21 protein-coding genes are annotated in these 20,250 nt (G+C 60.4%); 16 read left to right on the forward strand and 5 right to left on the reverse strand.

Annotated features, from left to right (window positions below; all coding sequences use genetic code 11):
* Positions 1-4: 4 nt before the first annotated feature.
* Entirely contained in the window at positions 5-610 is a 606-nt protein-coding gene (locus SIB58_RS02970; RefSeq protein WP_066905750.1) for a non-canonical purine NTP pyrophosphatase, read from the reverse strand.
* 320 nt (positions 611-930) lie between these two features.
* Between SIB58_RS02970 and SIB58_RS02975 the strand changes: the two genes are divergently transcribed.
* The 13 genes from SIB58_RS02975 to cbbX all read left to right on the forward strand — a co-directional run bounded on the left by SIB58_RS02975 (position 931) and on the right by cbbX (position 14,345).
* A complete protein-coding gene (locus SIB58_RS02975; protein ID WP_006169870.1) occupies positions 931-1,242 on the forward strand; it encodes a BMC domain-containing protein in 312 nt (103 codons plus the stop codon).
* A gap of 71 nt (positions 1,243-1,313) precedes the next feature.
* A complete protein-coding gene (locus tag SIB58_RS02980) occupies positions 1,314-2,729 on the forward strand; it encodes a form I ribulose bisphosphate carboxylase large subunit (protein WP_066905748.1) in 1,416 nt (471 codons plus the stop codon).
* Positions 2,730-2,788: 59 nt separating this feature from the next.
* On the forward strand, positions 2,789-3,130 hold the full coding sequence (locus SIB58_RS02985; protein WP_066905746.1) for a ribulose bisphosphate carboxylase small subunit: 342 nt from the start codon (positions 2,789-2,791) through the stop codon (positions 3,128-3,130).
* Positions 3,131-3,229: 99 nt separating this feature from the next.
* Positions 3,230-5,539: a CsoS2 family carboxysome shell protein gene (locus SIB58_RS02990; RefSeq protein ID WP_066905744.1), complete on the forward strand. Its 2,310-nt coding sequence runs from the start codon at positions 3,230-3,232 to the stop codon at positions 5,537-5,539.
* 7 nt (positions 5,540-5,546) lie between these two features.
* On the forward strand, positions 5,547-7,310 hold the full coding sequence (locus SIB58_RS02995; RefSeq protein WP_066905742.1) for a carboxysome shell carbonic anhydrase: 1,764 nt from the start codon (positions 5,547-5,549) through the stop codon (positions 7,308-7,310).
* A gap of 2 nt (positions 7,311-7,312) precedes the next feature.
* Entirely contained in the window at positions 7,313-7,639 is a 327-nt protein-coding gene (locus SIB58_RS03000) for a carboxysome peptide A (protein WP_066905741.1), read from the forward strand.
* Complete coding sequence (locus SIB58_RS03005) at positions 7,639-7,890, forward strand: carboxysome peptide B (protein WP_066905739.1); 252 nt, start codon at positions 7,639-7,641, stop codon at positions 7,888-7,890. Before SIB58_RS03000 ends, SIB58_RS03005 begins: the two co-directional genes overlap by 1 nt.
* A gap of 44 nt (positions 7,891-7,934) precedes the next feature.
* Positions 7,935-8,585 carry a BMC domain-containing protein gene (locus SIB58_RS03010; RefSeq protein WP_066905737.1) on the forward strand — a complete coding sequence of 217 codons (651 nt, stop codon included), beginning with the start codon at positions 7,935-7,937 and terminating at the stop codon, positions 8,583-8,585.
* Positions 8,586-8,666: 81 nt separating this feature from the next.
* Positions 8,667-10,511 carry an NAD(P)H-quinone oxidoreductase subunit F gene (locus SIB58_RS03015; protein ID WP_067325801.1) on the forward strand — a complete coding sequence of 615 codons (1,845 nt, stop codon included), beginning with the start codon at positions 8,667-8,669 and terminating at the stop codon, positions 10,509-10,511.
* A gap of 4 nt (positions 10,512-10,515) precedes the next feature.
* Complete coding sequence (locus SIB58_RS03020; protein WP_066905733.1) at positions 10,516-12,039, forward strand: NADH-quinone oxidoreductase subunit M; 1,524 nt, start codon at positions 10,516-10,518, stop codon at positions 12,037-12,039.
* Positions 12,036-13,175: a CO2 hydration protein gene (locus SIB58_RS03025; protein WP_066905731.1), complete on the forward strand. Its 1,140-nt coding sequence runs from the start codon at positions 12,036-12,038 to the stop codon at positions 13,173-13,175. The genes SIB58_RS03020 and SIB58_RS03025 overlap by 4 nt, the downstream gene beginning before the upstream one ends.
* Before the next feature lie 26 nt (positions 13,176-13,201).
* The gene (locus tag SIB58_RS03030) at positions 13,202-13,453 is read left to right on the forward strand and encodes a 4a-hydroxytetrahydrobiopterin dehydratase (RefSeq protein ID WP_066905729.1); all 252 of its coding nucleotides are present in this window, start codon (positions 13,202-13,204) and stop codon (positions 13,451-13,453) included.
* Positions 13,437-14,345 (forward strand): CbbX protein, encoded by a 909-nt coding sequence (cbbX, locus tag SIB58_RS03035; protein ID WP_066905727.1) that lies wholly within the window; start codon positions 13,437-13,439, stop codon positions 14,343-14,345. The genes SIB58_RS03030 and cbbX overlap by 17 nt, the downstream gene beginning before the upstream one ends.
* A gap of 41 nt (positions 14,346-14,386) precedes the next feature.
* Here cbbX and SIB58_RS03040 read toward each other — a convergent pair whose 3' ends face one another.
* Both SIB58_RS03040 and SIB58_RS03045 read right to left on the reverse strand, forming a co-directional pair.
* Entirely contained in the window at positions 14,387-14,614 is a 228-nt protein-coding gene (locus tag SIB58_RS03040; protein ID WP_066906102.1) for a DUF3136 domain-containing protein, read from the reverse strand.
* Between the two features lie 47 nt (positions 14,615-14,661).
* Positions 14,662-15,060 (reverse strand): Rid family detoxifying hydrolase, encoded by a 399-nt coding sequence (locus SIB58_RS03045; protein ID WP_066905726.1) that lies wholly within the window; start codon positions 15,058-15,060, stop codon positions 14,662-14,664.
* A 43-nt stretch (positions 15,061-15,103) separates the two neighbouring features.
* Between SIB58_RS03045 and SIB58_RS03050 the strand changes: the two genes are divergently transcribed.
* The gene (locus SIB58_RS03050) at positions 15,104-16,183 is read left to right on the forward strand and encodes an ABC transporter ATP-binding protein (protein ID WP_231856997.1); all 1,080 of its coding nucleotides are present in this window, start codon (positions 15,104-15,106) and stop codon (positions 16,181-16,183) included.
* Between the two features lie 7 nt (positions 16,184-16,190).
* Here SIB58_RS03050 and gloB read toward each other — a convergent pair whose 3' ends face one another.
* Complete coding sequence (gloB, locus tag SIB58_RS03055) at positions 16,191-16,955, reverse strand: hydroxyacylglutathione hydrolase (protein ID WP_066905722.1); 765 nt, start codon at positions 16,953-16,955, stop codon at positions 16,191-16,193.
* Positions 16,956-16,984: 29 nt separating this feature from the next.
* On the opposite strand from gloB, the gene hisG reads away from it, so the two are divergent.
* Together hisG and SIB58_RS03065 are read left to right on the forward strand one after the other, a co-directional pair.
* Positions 16,985-17,638, forward strand: a complete 654-nt coding sequence (hisG, locus tag SIB58_RS03060) for an ATP phosphoribosyltransferase (protein ID WP_066905720.1) — start codon at positions 16,985-16,987, stop codon at positions 17,636-17,638.
* Positions 17,638-19,479, forward strand: coding sequence for an ABC transporter ATP-binding protein (locus tag SIB58_RS03065; RefSeq protein WP_066905718.1), 1,842 nt, complete (start codon positions 17,638-17,640; stop codon positions 19,477-19,479). The genes hisG and SIB58_RS03065 overlap by 1 nt, the downstream gene beginning before the upstream one ends.
* On the opposite strand, the gene SIB58_RS03070 is transcribed toward SIB58_RS03065, so the two are convergent.
* Complete coding sequence (locus SIB58_RS03070; protein WP_066905716.1) at positions 19,452-20,207, reverse strand: alpha/beta fold hydrolase; 756 nt, start codon at positions 20,205-20,207, stop codon at positions 19,452-19,454. The genes SIB58_RS03065 and SIB58_RS03070 overlap by 28 nt on opposite strands.
* Between the last annotated feature and the right edge of the window lie 43 nt (positions 20,208-20,250).

A 20,250-nucleotide genomic window follows, 5' to 3' on the forward strand; every position in this document is an offset into this window, starting at 1 on the left:
GCGTTCAATCCAGCTGCAGCCTCCTGCGCAGCCCGGGTGCCAGGGCACGCGCGGCTTTGCCTCGGCTGCCCAGCTTCGACAGCTGAGAAGGGTTCAGCTCTCCGTAACTGCATCCGGCCTCTCGCACCCAGAACAGGGATTCGATGCCACCTCCGGCATAGGCGGGTTGGCTGAGAAGTTCACCCCAGCAGATTCCCTCTGACTGCTCATCGCACTCACCATCAGGTGAGCAGAGCACCATGGCACTTCGGAAACGAGCACTCCGATAGGGAACGTCTGTCATTGCCTGCATCAGCTTCGACAGCTTCTCCGCATCGCTGGCGGCGAGTCGCGCTGTGTAGAGACCCGGAGCTCCGTCAAGAGCATCAACTTCAAGGCCTGAGTCGTCGGCAAGTGCCCAGCATCCTGTTCTCGCCGCTGCGGCGGTGGCCTTGAGACGAGCGTTCTCAAGGTATGTGCTCCCTGTCTCCTCGACATCGAGATCGGCGGGTTGTCGCTGAACCTCCAGGTCAATCGGCCCGAGCATCGACTCAATCTCAGCAACCTTGTGGGGATTGCCGCTGGCGATGATCAGCGTGCGCAAAGCGCGGCTCCGGATGGGGAGCACCATTGTGTGTGATCAGGTGTAGGTCTTCTGAACTTCAGTCGTCAGCGGAGACCTGAACAGGTTGAACATCCCACCCGGAAAGCCCGGATTTTCAGGTATCCGCTGGTAACGCTATGAACCTTTCCCGGTTCTGCCATCGCTTGTGTGGGCCCGCTGACGCTGAGATGCACAGCGTTTTAGATCAGTCCCTGACAGGGTGATCAGCAGCGCTTATCAGGTTCACTACGGACAGTGATCCAGAGAAAGCGCATTAGGTCTTGACGGGTCGCCCTCTGGCAGAGCAGTCTCACCGGCGAACATCCCCCCCCTATTCCCGGTAGGTAATGGCAAACGAAACCATGGGCATCGCTCTCGGCATGATCGAGACACGCGGCCTCGTTCCAGCGATCGAAGCGGCTGACGCCATGACCAAGGCTGCCGAAGTGCGTCTGATCGGTCGTGAGTTCGTCGGTGGCGGTTATGTCACCGTTCTGGTGCGCGGCGAAACCGGCGCTGTGAACGCTGCTGTGCGTGCTGGCGCCGATGCCTGTGAGCGCGTTGGCGACGGCCTCGTTGCCGCTCACATCATTGCCCGCCCCCACCGCGAAGTGGAGCCTGCACTAGGCAACGGCAACTTCCTTGGTCAGAAGGACTGAGACGGGCTGAGCCTCTGAAATTCGAGGTTCCATCAACTCACGCGCCTTCAACGACTTAACGGAGTTTTCTTATGAGCAAGAAGTACGACGCCGGGGTAAAGGAGTACAGAGACACTTACTGGACTCCTGATTACGTCCCCCTAGACACCGACCTGCTGGCCTGCTTCAAGTGCACCGGCCAGGAAGGTGTACCCAAGGAAGAGGTCGCCGCTGCTGTGGCTGCCGAATCCTCCACAGGCACCTGGTCCACCGTGTGGTCCGAGCTCCTCACCGATCTCGAGTTCTACAAGGGCCGCTGCTATCGCATCGAAGATGTTCCTGGTGACAAGGAATCCTTCTATGCCTTCATCGCCTATCCCCTCGACCTGTTCGAGGAAGGCTCCATCACCAACGTTCTGACCTCTCTGGTCGGCAACGTGTTCGGTTTCAAGGCTCTTCGCCACCTGCGTCTGGAGGATATCCGCTTCCCGATCGCATTCATCAAGAGCTGCTACGGCCCCCCGAACGGTATCTGCGTCGAGCGCGACCGGATGAACAAGTACGGGCGTCCTCTGCTGGGCTGCACGATTAAGCCGAAACTCGGCCTGAGCGGCAAGAACTATGGCCGTGTTGTCTACGAGTGCTTGCGCGGTGGTCTGGACTTCACCAAGGACGACGAAAACATCAACTCCCAGCCCTTCCAGCGCTGGCAGAACCGCTTCGAATTCGTTGCGGAAGCCATCAAGCTGTCCGAGCAGGAGACCGGTGAGCGCAAGGGTCACTATCTGAATGTGACCGCCAACACTCCCGAGGAGATGTACGAGCGCGCCGAGTTCGCCAAGGAACTCGGAATGCCGATCATCATGCACGACTTCATCACCGGCGGCTTCACTGCCAACACCGGTCTGTCGAAGTGGTGCCGCAAGAACGGCATGCTGCTTCACATCCACCGCGCCATGCACGCGGTGATTGACCGTCATCCCAAGCACGGCATCCACTTCCGCGTTCTCGCCAAGTGTCTGCGTCTGTCCGGTGGTGACCAGCTCCACACCGGCACTGTTGTCGGAAAGCTGGAAGGTGATCGTCAGACCACCCTCGGCTACATCGACCAGCTGCGCGAATCCTTCGTGCCTGAAGACCGCAGCCGCGGCAACTTCTTCGATCAGGACTGGGGTTCCATGCCCGGTGTGTTCGCCGTTGCTTCCGGTGGTATTCACGTGTGGCACATGCCCGCACTGGTGGCGATTTTCGGTGACGACTCCGTTCTGCAGTTCGGTGGTGGTACCCACGGTCACCCCTGGGGCTCCGCTGCAGGTGCAGCTGCCAACCGCGTGGCTCTCGAAGCCTGCGTCAAGGCACGCAATGCCGGTCGCGAGATCGAGAAGGAAAGCCGTGACATCCTCCTGGAAGCAGGAAAGCACAGCCCTGAGCTGGCCATCGCCCTCGAGACCTGGAAGGAGATCAAGTTCGAGTTCGACACCGTCGACAAGCTCGACGTTCAGAGCTGATCACAACCCCGGCCGGTTTCAGCGACCGGCCACACCTTTTACTTACACCCAGGACCCCCATGCCTTTCCAGAGCACCGTGGGTGACTACAAAACAGTCGCCACCCTGGAGACCTTCGGCTTTCTTCCGCCGATGACCCAGGACGAGATCTACGACCAGATCGCCTACATCATCGCCCAGGGCTGGAGCCCGCTCATCGAGCATGTCCACCCCAGCAACTCCATGGCCACCTACTGGTCCTATTGGAAACTTCCCTTCTTCGGCGAGAAGGATCTCAATGTTGTCGTGAGTGAGCTCGAGGCCTGCCATCGCGCCTACCCCGACCACCACGTGCGCATCGTCGGTTACGACGCCTACACCCAGAGCCAGGGTGCCTGCTTCGTGGTTTTCGAAGGACGCTGATCCTTCGAACTCTTGGTTCCGAGCCCTGATTCCTGTTCAGGGCTCCAGTTTTTAACGGGGGCAGCGCCCCCAGCTTTTTGACGACTTCACCGGGCGGACATGGCAAGACTTTCCAGTCGAGAACTCGCACTTGAGCGCCGCAGAGCGCTGACCACCTCGGGGAAGAAAGCGTCCGCTGCCCTCGGTGGAAATAATCGGATCAGGTCGGCCAGTGATGCCCGTCCAACTCGCACCGATGCCACAAACGCGGTTCAGCCTGCGACCTCAACTCCTGTCGCCAGCGTTGCGCAATCCCCGGTCTCGCTGACCCGAACCGCGGCTCCCTCACGCAGCCCCCAGGGGAAAGCGCAGCGTCATCCCAGCCGCGAACTGGTGCTCTCCCGCCGTGAAGCACTCTCCCGTCGAGGCAAGTCTGCGTCTTCCAGTCGGGATCGCAACCGTGCTGATGTAGCCCGAGAAGCTCCCGTTGCTGCTCCTGAAAAAGTCGAACGTCCCGCCGTCACTGTCGAGCTGACTCCTCGCTCCGGTGCAGGCCGATCCGGTCTCGAGCGACGCAAAACCACTCCCAAGAGGCGCTCGATCGAAAATCCCAGTCGGGCCCTAGTGCTGGCGCGTCGTGAAGCCATGTCTAAACATGGCAAAACCGCAGGCAAGCAGCCCACCAGTGCTGCTGCGGTTGCGCGTCAGGCCAACCCCGATCTCTCCAGCCGGGAGATTGCTCAACAGGTGCGCGAGCTGCGGGCCAAAGCCGGTGCCATCAGCAAGCAGAACGCCGGTGTCACCCGCCCGTGCGGCCCCAATCGCCATGGCGCCAAGCAGGCCGCTGCAGCTGATGCGCACTGGAAAGTCGGCGAAAGCACCACAACCACCGGTCAGACCGTGACCGGCACCCAGGCCAACCGCTCGGTCAAGACCACCGGCAACGAAGCCAGCACCTGCCGCTCGATCACCGGCACCGAGTACCTCGGAGCTGAGGTCTTCCAGACCTTCTGCCAACAGGCTCCGGAGCCCACCACCCCAGCCAAGGTGCGCGTCACCTCCACCAGTCACGGCAACCGGGTGACCGGCAACGAAGTCGGTCGGTCGGGCAAGGTCACCGGTGATGAGCCTGGTACCTGCAAGAGCGTGACCGGCACGGAATACATTTCCGCCAATCAGGCTGCAGCCTATTGCGGCGGATCCAACCCATCACCGCGCAAGGTCGGCCACAGCCTCACTCTTGAAGGCCGCCCGGTGAGTGGTGTGATGGTGGGCCGTTCCGCCAGTGTCACCGGCGACGAAGCAGGTGCCAGTCGCAGTCTCACCGGTGATCAGTATCTCGGTTCCGACCCTCTTCCCGATGGTCGGCCTGCGACCAAGGTCGGCCTGTCCGCCACCCTCTCAGGGACCGGTGTCACCGGCACCCTGGTTGGTCGCTCCTCCCAGGTGACCGGCGACGAGTTCGGGTCCTGTCATCGCGTCACCGGTGACCAGTACATCAGTTCCGAGCAGGTCAACGGCTTCTGCGGCACGAATCCTGATCCTGAAGCGGCCAAGGTCGGCTTCAGCATCACCAATCGCAACCAGGTCGTCAGTGGCACACGAACCGGTCGCTCCGAGCGTGTGACCGGAGATGAGCCCGGCAGCTGTCAGGCCGTGACCGGCACGCCCTATGCAGGTCTCGAACAGGCCGGTCAGCATTGTGGAACCCCAGCTGTTCAGGCGATCCGCGAGCGCACGCCTGTGCGTCCCGGTACTCCCTCCGCAGCCATGACCGGCATCCAGCCCGGTGTCGGTGGTGTGATGACTGGTGACAAGCGTGGTGCCTGCGAAGCGGTCACCGGAACTCCTTATGTGGGCGCCGATCAGCTCGCAGCGGCCTGTGGTGCCGATGCCCCTGCCGGAACCGATACCCACGGACAATCCCCAGAGGGTGCCGCATGGACCCGTTTCAGCGTGATGTCACCGGCGCGTGCCGCTCAACAGCAGCGTGATGCCCAGGGTTCCGTCACCGGAACCTCCTATGAACAGGGCAACCGCATCACCGGGCCCTTCGACATGGCCGGCGGCAAGGTGACAGGAACGGAGCAGTTCCGCTTCGATAACCGTGACTTCCAGCGTCGCCAGTTCCAGCCCACCGTGGCTGTTGTCAGTGAACCGGCTGATCAACCCTCCTCCCGCGTCACCGGTGAGGGTTCCTCCACCAAGGTCACCGGTGATGACTGGGACCGTGGTGAGCATGTCACCGGAACCGAAGGCGCTTCAGCCCGCCGTCGCAATCCCAGCCGTCCCGGTCCCATGGGTGCCATGGCTCCGTTCGAGCGCAAGCGCAACGAGCAGGCCGAGTGGCCGGTCTGCCGGGTGACCGGTTCCCACGGCAACACCGACAAAGGCTCATTGATCACCGTCTCCGGCGGCGCAAGGGGCTGATTCGCGAATGGTTCGCTCCATGCCTCCCCGTGGCGGGCGACCTCTTGCGCCCACTGCTCCAACCCGGCGCCAGCTCCAGGAATCGCTTGCTCAGCGGGCCCCCGCTCCTGAAGTCAGTAATCCAGCGGAATCCAGTTCACTGCTCGGCAGCACAACGCGGCAAACCACTTTGCAGCGTCGTCAGGCACTGGCTGCATCAGGAAAAGCGGCTCTTCCGAACGCTGGAGCCGTTTCCGGAAGTCGCATCCGGTCTCAGGCGGATCGCCGTCGCCCCAAACCCCTGAAGCAAGCCAGGCTCAAGCGTGGAGAGTCCGGAAACGCTGTTGCCGTCAACCTCAGCAGAACCTCCCTTCCCTGGTCGGTGGACACCCATCCACTGACCGATCAGGCGGCTAACGACCGGCTCAGGGATTACGAGCTTGACGTCAAAGGTCGCTTCGACCGGATCGTGCCCCTGCTGAAGCGGGTGTCGGCTCTTCAGCATGAACCTGACTTTCTGGCACAGGCTCAGCGCCTTGCCCGCTCCGAGCTTGGGTTTGACCTTCCCGATCACATCCTGGAGAAGTCCTGGGTGAGACCCCTGGACATGAGAGCCCTGTTCGCCTGGTGTGTGTTTCAGTCGCATCAGCTCTTCAGTGAGCGTTTTTTCCAGGACGATCCCCTGGAGGCGGCATCAGGTAGTCAGGCCTCGGAGGAGTTCAATGCGTTCCTTCTCGACTGCGGATTCCATCTGCTGGATGTGACTCCCTGCGCTGACGGCCGGCTGGCGCACACCATCGCCTACGCCCTGCGCATTCCCTTCAGCGCTGTGCGCCGTCGCTCGCATGCCGGCGCCATGTTCGATGTTGAGAACACCGTCAATCGCTGGATCAAGACCGAGCATCGCCGTTTCCGCGAGCAGGTTCCCAATGAAGCGCATGCTCCGACGCGCTATCTGAAGGTGGTGGCGTACCACTTCAGTTCCCTCGATCCGACGCATCAGGGCTGTGCTGCGCACGGAAGTGATGACTCACTGGCGGCTGCTTCGGGTCTGCAGCGTCTGCATGACTTCCGTGAAGCGGTTGAGAACAGCTTCTGCTGTGGCGCTTCGGTTGACCTGCTCCTGGTCGGCCTGGACACCGACACCGATGCCATCCGGGTTCATGTTCCCGATCACAACGGTGAGATCCTTCTGGATCAGTGGCTCTGTGCCCGGGCGCTGTACGAAAGCACTTCCCCGCTGACGGTGCAGCAGGCGAGGGATGCCGTCCAGGCCGCTGTGCAGACCCATGTGTCTTCTGCTCCCGATGAGGGCATGGTCAGGTTCATCACACGGCTGCTTGTCAGCAACATCTCCCAGCAGGACTATGTCCGCTCGCTGCATCACGGTCCTTACCCGGATGCAGGGCATGCGGAGCGTTTCATCGGGGTCGGCATCGGCTTCAAGGAGGTGCACCTTCGCAACCTCACCTATTTCGCCCATCTCGACACCGTTGAGCAGGGAGCGCCGGATCTTGATGTGGGTGTGAAAATCTTCAAGGGCCTCAATGTGGCTCGCGATCTGCCGATTCCGGTTGTCGTGCGCTTTGACTACTCGGGCAAGGTTCCCGGTGCCAGGGAGCGCGCCATCGCCGATTGTCAGCGAATCCAGAAGGCCATCGATGAGCGTTATTCGACGCTCGTCAATGACGGTCTTCTTCACACCCTTCTGACCATTCGCGACCGTGACCAGCCACACCCGGCGTTGGCAGTAGGTTCCACACTCGATCCCGTCCAGCAGGAGGCTCACTGACCATGCTGATTGTCAAGGTCCTGAAGCCGCTCGTCTCAACCAACCGGATTCCGGATTTCGAGCACAAGCATCTCCAGGTGGTGCTGGACGGCAGCACCAAGAAAGTGGCGGTGGATGCAGTTGGGGCCAAGCCCGGCGACTGGGTGATCGTTGTTGGCAGCTCCGCTGCGCGCGAGGCGGCGGGCAGCAAGTCCTACCCCAGTGATCTCACCATCGTGGGAATCATTGACCACTGGGAAGTCGATCCACCCAAGGCGTCGTCATCAGTGCCCTCCGCTCCTGCGACCTCCAATCCCTCCCCAACCCCCAAACCTGGAGAGGCCTCCTGATGGAGATCATGCAGGTCATGGGAACCCTTGTCTGCTCCTATCGCGTCGCGGGGCTGGATCACATGCATCTGCGTGTTCTCAGGAACAACAAAGGAAAAAAGCTCGTTGCCGTTGATCCTGTCGGAGCAAGGGAGGGCAACTGGGTGTTCACCGCCAGTGGCTCGGCAGCACGATTTGCCTGTCCCAACAGCACTGTTCTCACGGATCTGACGATCGGTGGAATCATCGACCACTGGATGCCGGATGGGTAACTGACCGCTTTCCGTCCTTCCCCCCATCCTTCTGATCTCTTCCCATGGCCAGCCCAGCTCCCCGTCGTCGCTCCTCCGCATCCGCCGCTGCAGCATCAACGACATCAGCGCCTGCAAAGGCCTCCGGCCAGGTGTCCACGGGGGCGAAGAAAAGCACTGGCACTGCATCCGAAGCCGTCGCGGCCAGCTCTGATTCCGCAGCCTCTTCGGCAACGGTGGATGTGACTCCCGTCGCCAGCAGCCGCTCCACAACCACCCGTCGCAGCACCCCAGCACGGTCCGGCGCCAGCCGATCCTTGGCTGCAAGGGGCGGCAGCAGCCGTCGCGCCTCATCCTCTTCAGGCTCGTCCGGGTCCGGTCGCGCCTCCAAGTCCCTCACGTCTGCTCCAGAACCTTCCGTGAAGGGAATCGCCCTCGGCATGATCGAAACCCGTGGCATGGTGCCGGCCATCGAGGCTGCTGACGCCATGACCAAGGCCGCCGAAGTGCAACTGGTCAGCCGTGAATATGTCGGTGGTGGCTACGTCACTGTGATGGTTCGCGGTGAGACCGGTGCTGTGAACGCTGCTGTGCGTGCCGGCGCCGATGCCTGTGAGCGGGTCGGTGACGGCCTTGTTGCGGCGCATATCATTGCCCGGCCCCACCAGGAGGTTGAGCCTGCACTCGTGCCTACCAATGTGCGACGGCGCAGTTGATCAATAACGTCCGCGTGCATCATTTCGGACTAGATTCCGCGGCCAACACGCACCACAACGGCCCTTCAGGTCTCGTTGCTTTTGACTACAGCTCTTTCGCTGCCACTTCAGACCGCCTGGTTGATTCCTCTCTATGGATTCGCCGGGATGCTCGTGTCACTGCCCTGGGCCTTCGGCTGGTTCCGTAGAGATGCCCATCGTCCTCCGGCGTATCTGAACATCCTGCTGACGTTGCTCGCCGTGGTTCACGGCAGTCTTGTGCTCAGGGATGTCATGGCCAATGGTCCTGCCGTGATCGGCATGCCCTGGCTCACTGTGGGTGATCTGAATCTTGAGATCAGCTTCAGCCTTTCGCTCACCAATGTTTCCGCTCTTGAGCTGATCACAGGCCTGAGCCTTCTCTCCCAGATCTATTCGCTGGGGTACCTCGACAAGGAATGGGCCCTGGCTCGTTTCTTTGCCCTGCTCGGCTTCTTTGAAGGCGCCATGTCGGGAGTTGTGCTGAGCGATTCCCTGTTTCAGAGCTATTTCCTGCTGGAGATGCTCACCCTGTCCACCTATCTGCTGGTGGGCTTCTGGTATGCCCAGCCGCTGGTGGTCACCGCAGCCCGCGACGCCTTTCTGACCAAACGCGTCGGTGATGTAATGCTGTTGATGAGTGTGGTGGCCCTCACCGCCTGGTCAGGAGTCACGGGCTTTGATGACCTTTACAGCTGGTCGGCCCAGGACACCCTTACGCCGTTGGCTGCGACGCTTCTGGGTCTGGGACTGGTCGCTGGTCCAACCGGTAAATGTGCCCAGTTCCCCATGCACCTCTGGCTAGACGAGGCCATGGAGGGCCCCAACCCTGCATCGATTCTGCGCAATTCCGTTGTTGTGACCTGTGGTGCAATCGTGCTGCTGAAGGTCATGCCCTTGCTGCAGCACGCGCCGGTCACCCTGGTGGTGCTTCAGGTGATCGGCACCATCAGCGCCATCGGCGGGTCCTTGGTCTCGATCGCCCAGGTTGATATCAAGCGCACGCTGTCGTACTCCACGACGGCTTATCTCGGTCTGGTGTTCATCGCCATTTCTCTGCAGGTGCCGGTGCTTGCACTGCTGCTGCTCTATGCCCATGCCGTTTCGAAGGCTCTTCTGTCGATGAGTGTGGGGGGGGTGATCGCCTCGACCAACTGTCAGGACATCACCGAACTCGGCGGACTGGGCAGTCGCATGCCCGCCACCACAGGCTCTTTTCTGGTCGGTGGAGCCGGGCTGGTCGGGTTGCTTCCACTTGGAGGATTCCTCTGCCTGGCACAGGCTGTCGAGCTGGTCGGGGCAAGAGCGGTGGTGTTCGTGCCGGTGTTCCTGATCACCAATGCCCTCACAGCGTTGAATCTCACCAGGGTGTTCCGCCTGGTGTTCCTTGGTCCGTCGCTCGCCAAGACCCGCCGGGCGGCGGAGGTCAACTGGCAGATGGCACTGCCGATGGTGGCGCTCACTGTGATCGTGGTGCTGACTCCGTTCCTGCTGATCCGTCTGGAATCTCTCGATGGTCTGCTGGCCTTCCCTTTCTGGGCCGCTGCTCTGGTGGTCTCCAGTGGTGTTGTCGGTTTGCTTGCTGGGGCTCTTGTTCCACTCAACAAAGCCTGGTCACGCTCACTCAATCCGATTCTTCGCTGGTTTCAGGATCTGCTCGCCTACGACTTCTACACCGAGCGTTTCTACAGAGTCACCATCGTTAATGTGGTGGCCACCTTCTCGCAGCTCGCCGGCTGGTTTGACCGCAATGTCGTTGATGGTGTGCTGCATGGTCTGGCACGCTTCTCCCTGTCGAGTGCCGAAGGCCTGAAGCTGAGCATCAGTGGTCAGACCCAGTCGTATGTGCTCACTGTGATCGGCGCCATCGTGCTGCTGCTCATGTCTTTGAGCTGGGTTCTGCAGTGAGGTCATCATGCTGACGATTCTTCTCCTGATCCCCTTTCTCGGTGCACTCCTCATCTGTGTTCTGCCAGGTGCAGATAGCTCCGACAATTCCGAGAGTGTCGGTCGCAGTCGCACCTTCACCCTGGTCACTCTCGCGGTCCAGTGCCTGCTCAGTTTTGCTCTGCTGATCCCCTTTTCGGCTGTCGAGCCGGGCCAGCAGCTGGTGGAGATTCTTCCCTGGCTTCCGCAGATGGGCCTTGAATTCAGCCTCGGAGTTGATGGTCTGTCGCTCCCGCTTGTGCTGATGAATGGGGTGCTCTGCCTCGTGGCAGCCGCTGCTTCGCGCTCCGTTGAGAATCGCCCCCGCGTCTATTTCGCCCTTCTGCTGGTGATCAGTGGAGCGGTGAATGGAGCCTTTCTTGCTCAGAACCTTCTGCTCTTCTTCCTGTTCTATGAACTGGAACTGATCCCTCTCTGGCTGCTCATCGCTATCTGGGGTGGCGCCAACAGGGCTTATGCCTCCACCAAGTTCCTGATCGTCACCGCCGTGTCCGGCGTGCTGATTTTGGCAGCTTTCCTGGGGATCGCCTTGGTCACTGGGAGCGTTGATTTCGGAATCCGGCCGATCCTCACGGCTCAGATGGGACTGGCCAGTCAGCTGGTGCTGATGACCTGTCTGCTGATCGGCTTCGGGATCAAAATTCCTCTTTTTCCTTTCCACACCTGGCTTCCCGACGCACATACCGAGGCTTCCACCCCTGTTTCCGTCTTGCTGGCCGGGGTGTTGCTCAAGCTGGGCACCTATGGCCTGCTGCGGTTCTGTCTCGGTCTCTTTCCGGAGGCGTGGTCCGTGGCTGCTCCTTGGCTGGCCGGCTGGGCTGCCGTTTCGGTGTTGTATGGATCCCTGGCAGCCATCGCCCAGACCGACATGAAGCGGATGGTGGCCTACAGCTCCGTGGGCCATATGGGCTATGTGCTGCTGGCCGCCGCTGCGGCCACACCCCTTGCATTAATCGGCGCGCTGTTCCAGATGGTCAGTCACGGTTTGATCTCTGCGATTCTTTTCCTTGCCGTTGGAGTCGTGTATGAGCGCACCGGAACTCGTGATTTGAATGTGCTGAGGGGGCTGCTGAATCCTCAGCGTGGCCTCCCACTCACCGGCACACTGATGATCATCGGCGTGATGGCCAGCGCAGGCATCCCCGGCATGGCCGGTTTCATTTCAGAGTTCCTGGTGTTCAAGGGCAGTTTCGAGATGTTCCCTGTGGCCACCCTTCTGTCCATGGTCGGTTCAGGTCTCACGGCTGTGTATTTCCTGCTGCTGGTCAACCGTGCCTTCTTCGGTCGTCTTGCCGTGGCTCCAGGCGTCAATCAGAATCCCAAAATTCTGAATCAGGTGCCCTTCGCTCAGCAGATCCCCGCACTTTCGATGTCTTTGCTGATCCTTCTGCTTGGTGTCGTGCCCAATCTGCTTGTGGGCCTGAGCCAGCCAGCGACCGCTCAGCTCAGTGAACTCGCCACACTGGTTCAGCCTGGAGGACTTTCATGACCACCACCTCCCGACCTCAAGCCACCGAACCCACGCTTCCCGATCAGGAGGAGTTGATAAGGCGTCTGCTCTCGGATACCCCGCTGCTTGCTGACACACCGGATCATCTTTTGCAGGTGGTCAATGTGCTCGAGAGCTACGGGCTCGTGCTCGATGCTTACAGCTGCAATCTTGTTTATCAGGGCAAGACACAGCTTCTCAACCCCTTTCCGGTGTTTCGCTTCTTTCATGAAGGATTCACCCCCAAACGACTTTGGGAACACCTGATGGGTGATCGCATCAATTTCGAATATGCCGAGTACTGCCAGAAGGCGATGTTCTGGCATGGCACGGGTGGGATGGATGCCTATTTCGATTCAGAGCCTTTTCAGGATGTTTGCCGCCGCGTGATCGCCCTGCGTTCCAAGCGGGATCCGCTTCTGCGTTTGGTTAACACCCTTTATCCGGGATTTGCACCGGAGGCGATCAGGTCGATGACGACGATCTATGCCCTCGGCCTGTTCTGGCGAGTGATGAGTGACATTTTCATCGATCTTGCACGCCGCTATCGCATCGGGGAAGTGGCGTGCGTTCTGGATGTGGTTCACCACATCCGCGATGGTCTGGTGACGGCCGCAGGTAATCCCATCACCTACGAGGTCATGGTGGGCGGAGAGTCCGTCTGGGTTCTCCCTCCGGAAGCAGGCCTCACCTTTCTTGTTGATGTTGCCGTCCCCTATGTGGAGGCCGTGTTCTTTCGGGGCATGCCATTTCTGGGAACGGTGTCCTACAACGCTCAGGCTCGTCAGATCGCTGCCGACCAGAGTCTGTTCAAATACGGCGCTCTTTACGCAGATCCTGTGCCGAGCATGGGAGCTGGAATTCCTCCCAGTCTGTGCATGTCGGACATGTACCGGAATCTTCCCGAGGAGCTCAGCCGCTGGTACGACCGTCATGGTCGGGCCCAGGCAGATGCCCATGTTCAGATCTGCATCAGCTTTCAGAAGTCGATGTTCTGTGTCACCAACGCGGCGATTGCCGGAACGATGCCCAATCCTCTCGATACCCAGGACCCAGAGCAGCAGGCGGCTAACCATGCTTATGCGTCATCCTGGTCCGAGCGCCTGATGGGCTGTCAGAGGGGGGCTCTCCTTTAGGTTTCGGAGAGGTCTCGAGGTTGTTGATGGAACCTTGGAATGAACGCAAGCGACCGGTCTGTCTGGAGAAGCGATTCGAGTTCGACAGCTACAGCTCCACCCGTGATTTTCTTGATCGTCTCGGTGAGTTCAGTGAAGTACGCAAGCGCTATCCCGACATCAGCTTTGGGAAAACCTATGTGAACATCACCTTGCGCCCGGATGAGGACGCGGAGGATTCGATCCTCACCGATTCAGACCACGCCTTCGCCGCGGCGATTGATGGACTCATCGATTGATCTTGAAGCCAGCTTTGTTGCTTCGGGAGTCGGAGAGGTTCTCAAGAACCTGGACACCGAGCTGATCGGTTTACGCCCAGTCAAAACCAGAATCCGTGAGATCGCCGCTTTGCTGCTGGTGGATCAGGCCCGGCAGTCCCTGGATTTGGTGAGCAAAGCTCCGAGTCTTCATATGTCGTTCACCGGTCAGCCAGGAACTGGGAAAACAACTGTTGCGCAGAAGATTTCGCAGATTCTTCATCGCCTCGGCTATCTGCGTAAAGGTCAAGTGATCACCGTCACCAGGGATGACCTTGTTGGTCAATATGTGGGGCATACGGCCCCGAAAACCAAAGAGATGATCAAACGCGCGCAGGGAGGCGTGCTGTTCATTGATGAGGCTTACTACCTCTACAAACCGGGAAACGAGCGAGATTATGGAGCTGAAGCGATTGAGATCCTTCTTCAGGAGATGGAGAGTCAGCGCAATGATCTTGTTGTGATACTTGCTGGTTACAAGGATCGGATGACAGCTTTTTATCAATCCAATCCTGGACTGTCCTCAAGGGTTGCTCATCACATCGATTTTCCTGATTACAGCCAGAGTGAATTGATGGCGATCGCCGAACTGTTGCTGGAACAACAGCAGTATCGATTCAGTGACGCAGCGGTTGCAGCGTTTGAGAGCTACATCAGCAGGCGGCGTCAATTGCCCTTCTTCGCCAATGCACGCTCCATTCGCAACGCCCTCGATCGTCTGCGTCTGCGCCATGCCAATCGCTTGTTCTCAAGTCGCGGTCAACCTCTCAGTCGTGAAGCTCTGATCACCATCGAAGCAGCAGATGTATTCGCCAGTCGTGTCTTCCAGGGGGAAGTGGAGGAAACCGATCCTTCTAAGCCGCTGACCGACTGAGCCAAAGAAGCGCTGCTCTGCATGGCTTGCCGAAGCAAGGCCTACCCGGGGCTGGGCTGCTCCAGGTCGCGTCGGATCAGCGCCATCAGGTATGAGGGCGCCTTGTAGCGACCAGGCAGGCAGCGGTTCAGGGTCTCCAGATGGCCCCAGCACACGGTTTTTTCAATGTCCTTCACCTCGCGTCCCTCCTTGAGGAGCCGTCGTAATGCCTTGCAATACAAGGGATAGCCCGCTTCCAGTTCGCCGATGGTCAGCTTGGCCTGGGCCATGAAGGTCGCTCGGTGCATCTCTTAACCTATGAAACCGTGGGATCGCTTCATCCCAGCCAGGCAATGCAGTCGATCTCCACCTTCGAGCCCTTGGGCAGAGCAGCCACCTGAACGCAGGCCCTGGCAGGGCTCACTCCGCTGCCGAACATTTCGGCATAGATCGCATTGACCGCCTGAAAGTCGGCGAGATCAACCAGGTACACCGTTGTGCGAACCACTTTGGCGGCCTCAGTTCCGGCAGCGCTGAGCACGGCTTGCAGATTGCGCAGCACCTGCCTGGTTTCTGCTTCCACATCGCCGCCGCCCACCATCTCACCCGTGGCGGGGTCCAGTGGTATCTGGCCTGAACAATAAAGCCATCCATCAGCCTGGACAGCCTGGTTGTAAGGCCCCACCGGAGCCGGAGCCTCAGCGGTGGTGACCGCCTGATGGGTGGTGGTCGTCATGAAAGGGCATCACAATGGAGCTGCATTTTCGCGCTTCGTGTCGATGGAGTCCCTTCCGGTCGAGATCGACGGTCTGTGGCACAGCTATGTGACTTCAGGTGCTAACTGGACTCTCCAGGACATCAACCTCGGACTGCAGAGTGGAGAACTGGTGGGTTTGCTGGGGCCCTCCGGTTGCGGCAAGACAACACTGCTAAGGCTGATCGCCGGTTTCGAGCGCCCCACCCGAGGCAGCATCCGCCTTCATGGCTGCGAGGTGGCCAGCCCCCAGCTCTCGGTGGCAGCTGAACGCCGCGGAGTGGGCATGGTGTTTCAGGACTATGCCCTGTTCCCCCATCTGAATGCCTGGGACAACACCTGTTTCGGTCTTCGCCGCGGGCAGGACAGTTCTCGGGCGGCCTGGCTGCTGGAGCTGCTGGGCCTGGAGGAGTTGAGGGCGCGCTATCCCCACGAACTTTCAGGGGGACAGCGTCAACGTCTGGCTCTGGCAAGAGCCCTCGCACCGGCACCGTCAGTGGTGCTGCTTGATGAACCCTTCTCCAACCTTGATGTGGAGGTGCGTCTGCGTCTGCGCAGTGAACTTCCATCCGTTCTCAGTGCCTGCAACGCCAGCGGTGTTCTGGTCACCCATGACCCTGAGGAGGCCCTGGCGATCTGCAGTCGGGTGGCTGTGCTGCGCGATGGGCTTCTGCATCAATGCGCTAGTCCGAAGGAGCTGGTGGAGTCACCGGCGACGCCATTCGTGGGCAGCTTCGTGCTGCAGCGCAACGTTCTGCCCGTCTGGAACGATGCCGCCGGTGGCTGCCTGCGCTGTCCCCTGGGTGACCTTGAGAGACCCGGTGATCTCCAGGCCGATTCCCTGCCCGAGGAGGCAACGGTTCTGGTCGCGCCCGAAGCGATCACACTTCAGGAGGATTCCGAGGGGAAAGATGAAGTGGTGGGTCGGGAGTTCCTCGGTCACAGCTGGATGTACCGGGTGAGGAGCGGTGACCGTCAGTTGCGACTGCTGAGACCTCTCACTGAGGACTACCAGCGTGGTCAGACCTGCCGTCTGCGTTTGCAGCCCGGGTCGTCCGTTCTGCTGCATCCGCAGCGTCGCGCACTGCTGAGCCGTGCCAGCTGAGCGCTGATCAGCCTCTCCAGCTGTCCTTGTGCAGCCTCAGGTCCCGCAGCTCCTGCACCGAGCAGGCTTTCAGGAACAGATTGGTGCGGCGCTCCTCTCCCATGGTGCTGGGCAGGGAGAGGCCACCAAGTCTGCGCAGTTCACTGACGCTGCTGAGGCGTTCAGCAATGGCCTGGTCATCCGGTCTGAGGGCATGGGCCCAGCGCAGGTTCGCCTCGGTGTATTCGTGAGCGCAGTGCACGAGGGTCTCGTCAGGAAGATCCTCAAAACGCTGCAGGGCCAGATGCATGTCCTCGGGTGATCCTTCCATCAGACGCCCACAGCCTGCGCCGAAGAGGGTGTCTCCGCAGAACAGCACAGGTGTGGGATGGTCCGTGGAGCTGCCCTGAGGCAGTACAAAAGCCAAATGTGCCCTGGTGTGCGCTTTCACATCGATCACCGTGACAGGTTGTCCCAGCAGTTCCAGCTGCATGTCCGGCTCAATCGAAACCGTCTGAAAGGGGATCCTCGTCCGGTCGGCGGCGGCCGCGATCACCGCGGCTGTCGGCCACTGACGCAACAGATCGGGAGTGCCGCCGATGTGGTCCGCATGGTGATGGGTCTGAAGAACGGCCCTGAGGGTCAGCTGTCGCTCCGCCAGCCACTCGGCCACGGGTTCGGCGACGGAGGGATCGACCACCACAGCGTCCTGGCCCCTTGCCCAGATCCAGACGATGTTGTCCTCCAAGACCGGAAGCGGCTCGATTCCGTCGCTCTGACAGGCGTGACCCATCGTTAAAGTTTTGAGCGATGCAATCTTCCATGATCACCGTTGCACTGGCCAAGGGCGCTCTGCTGCGGGACTCCGTGGAACGGTTCAGGCTTGCTGGTCTCGATTTTTCGGCCGTGCTCGATCCCGACAACCGTCAGCTGATGGTTCCTTCGGTCTGCGGCCGCGCCAGAGCTCTACTGGTCCGAAACGGAGATGTGCCGGTTTACGTCGCTTACGGACAGGCCCAGCTTGGAGTGGTCGGGTACGACGTGTTGCGTGAGCACCAGATGCCTGTGGCGCATCTGGTCGATCTCGGGTTCGGCGGCTGCCGCATGTCCGTCGCCGTGAAGTCCAGCAGCGGTTATCGCAGGGCCACCGACCTTCCTCCCCATTGCCGGGTGGCCAGCAAATTCACCCGCTGTGCCCGACAGTATTTCGATTCGATCGATCTTCCCGTTGAGCTGGTGCATCTCACCGGATCCGTGGAGCTCGGTCCGATCACGGGGATCGCCGAAGCGATTGTGGATCTGGTCGCCACAGGGCGAACCCTCAAGGACAATGGTCTGGTGGCGATTGAGGACCTCTTCCACACCACCGCCCGACTCGTGGGCCATCCGCTTTCGCTGCGCTTGGATCAGGGAGAGCTGCAACAGGTCATCGAAGCGATGGATGCTCCCAGGAGGGAGCTCGTGAGCACGACCTGATGGCCGGTTCCGATCTTCAGCGCATCAGTCGGCTGGGGCGTTACCTCGGACGCGACCGTCGTCGTCTCTTGCTCACCCTGGTTCTGCTGATTCCGGTTGCGCTCGCCGGCGCGATCCAGCCGCTGCTTGTCGGTCAGGCCATCTCGATTCTGCGCACAATGTCGGGAGCCACCAATGAGGCCGTCGCTCCAATTCTTCAGCCGCTGGACAGCACGTTGGCGATCCGGCTGATCATTGCGGCTTTACTGGTTTCCGTGCTGGTGCGTCTGGCTCTGACAGGAGTGCAGACCTACAACATCCAATCGGTGGGACAGCGCCTCACGGCCAGAATTCGTCGTGATCTCTTCGCCCATGCGATGGATCTCTCCCTGCGGTTCCATGACCGCATGCCTGTGGGCAAGTTGCTCACGCGTCTCACCAGTGATGTCGATGCATTGGCTGAGGTGTTCGGCAGCGGGGCTGTTGGTGTGTTGAGCGATCTGGTCACGCTCACCGTGATCGCGGTGGCCATGTTGCTGATCGAATGGCGACTCGGGCTTCTGCTGCTTGTGTCCCAGGTTCCTGTGACCCTGGTTGTGCTCTGGCTGCAGGCGCGCTACCGCAAAGCGAACTACCGGGTGCGCGAGGAACTTTCACAGCTGAACGCAGATTTTCAGGAAAATCTGCAGGGTCTGGACGTGGTTCAGATGTTCCGTCGTGAGGCCCTCAACGGAGCCCGTTTCCAACGAACCGGCCTGGCTTATCGCGAGGCGGTGAATGGAACGATTTTGTTTGACAGCAGCATCTCCGCATTTCTGGAGTGGGTTTCCCTTGGTGCGGTGGCGATTGTGCTCGCTCTGGGGGGCTGGATGGTCACCTCCGGGGCAATGGGGCTGGGCATCCTCACAACGTTCATTCTTTTTTCGCAGAGACTGTTTGATCCACTGCGGCAGATGGCCGAGCGTTTCACTCAGATTCAGGGTGGTTTGACCGCTGTTGAGCGCATCGGAGAACTGCTCGAGGAGCCACTGGAAATCCGGGATCACACTCTTGCGGGCCCTGCCAAAACGCAGGAATCCGCAGCTGAGGGGTTGTCCGCTTCGCTTCAGGTGATGCCTTCGTCGCGCGGTGAAGTGGTGTTTGAAGGCGTTCACTTCGCCTATCGAGCTGATGAGCCGATTCTTCAGGATCTGAGCTTCAGGCTTGCTCCCGGTGAACATGTGGCTCTGGTGGGCCCCACCGGTTCAGGAAAGACCACCGTGATCCGGTTGCTTTGCAGGCTCTATGAACCTCAGCAGGGACGCATTCTTCTCGATGGACGCGACATCCGCAGCCTCTCTCTGCCAGATCTCCGTCGCCAGCTAGGGGTGGTTCTGCAGGACACCTTTCTGTTCAGTGGCAGCGTCGGCGACAACCTTCGTCTCGATCAGGAAATCGATGACAAGCAGCTCAAGGAGGTTTGCAGGAATCTCGGTCTCAACTCCTTACTAGGGAGGCTTCCTCAGGGGCTGGACACAGAACTGCGAGAGCGTGGGGGCAACCTCAGCTCCGGTGAACGCCAGCTGCTCGCGGTTGCTCGCGTGGCGATCCGCAATCCCAATGTCCTTGTGATGGACGAAGCCACTGCCTTCATGGATCCTTCCACTGAAGCAACCCTGCAGAGTGATCTCGACCGCTTGCTGGAACGACGAACCGCCGTGGTGATTGCTCACCGTCTAGCCACCGTTGAAGCAGCGGATCGGATTCTCGTTTTGCGGCGTGGTCGTTTGATTGAGCAGGGAACCCACCTGCAATTGCGTGCGCAAGGCGGTCTCTACGCCGAACTCGCCGAGCTTCAGGAACGTGGCCTTGCCAAGCTCTGATCCTCAACCCAGCTGGAGAGGATGTCGCTCAGAACCTCGGGCTTTTCTCGCATGGGCAGATGGCCACATCCAGTGATCTGGCGGTAGTCGTGACCAGGGCTGTACGCCGCAAGATGGCGCACGTAGCCAGGCTCCATCACCTGATCGTTGTCTCCACTGATCCAGAGGCTTTCGACTCCCAGATTCGCCACCAATCCAGGTAGATCCCGAACCGCGCCCCGGCTGGTGCTGTTGACCAGCAGTCCGCGGGCCGCCCGCCGCTCGGCCTTGAACGGTCCCAGCGCTCCTATGGGAGCCGGGAGCTGGGCAAGGGCATCGGGACGCAGCTCCAGAATCAGCTTCCCGAAGCTGCGCAGTCGACGAAACGGTCGCGGCTGATAGATCCCTCCTCCCGCTGCCAGCAGAACAACGCCCATCAATCCTGGCTGTTGCTGTTGTCGCAGATGTGCTTCGGCATGCAGGACCACACTGCCGCCAAGGGAGTGGCCCAACAGCACGAACGGTCGCCCCTCTGCCCTGTGAACGGCTTCCTCAGCCAGCCAGCGGCCGTAGGCCGACAGGTTGGGAAGCAGTCCTGAGGGGCGCTCCGCATCCCCGAAGCCGGGCAGATCAGGGCACCACAGCTCGATCTCTGGGTGTCGCTCTTTCCAGCATGCGGCGAAAGGCGACCAGACCTGCTTGCTCAAAAGCCACCCATGTACAGCAATCAGCAGTTGATTCGCAGGCATCGGCGCAGAACTTGCCCATCCACCTTGCCGCCCTCTGCGCCTT

Source organism: Synechococcus sp. MIT S9504 (genome assembly GCF_047497135.1).
Classification (GTDB): Bacteria; Cyanobacteriota; Cyanobacteriia; order PCC-6307; family Cyanobiaceae; genus Synechococcus_C.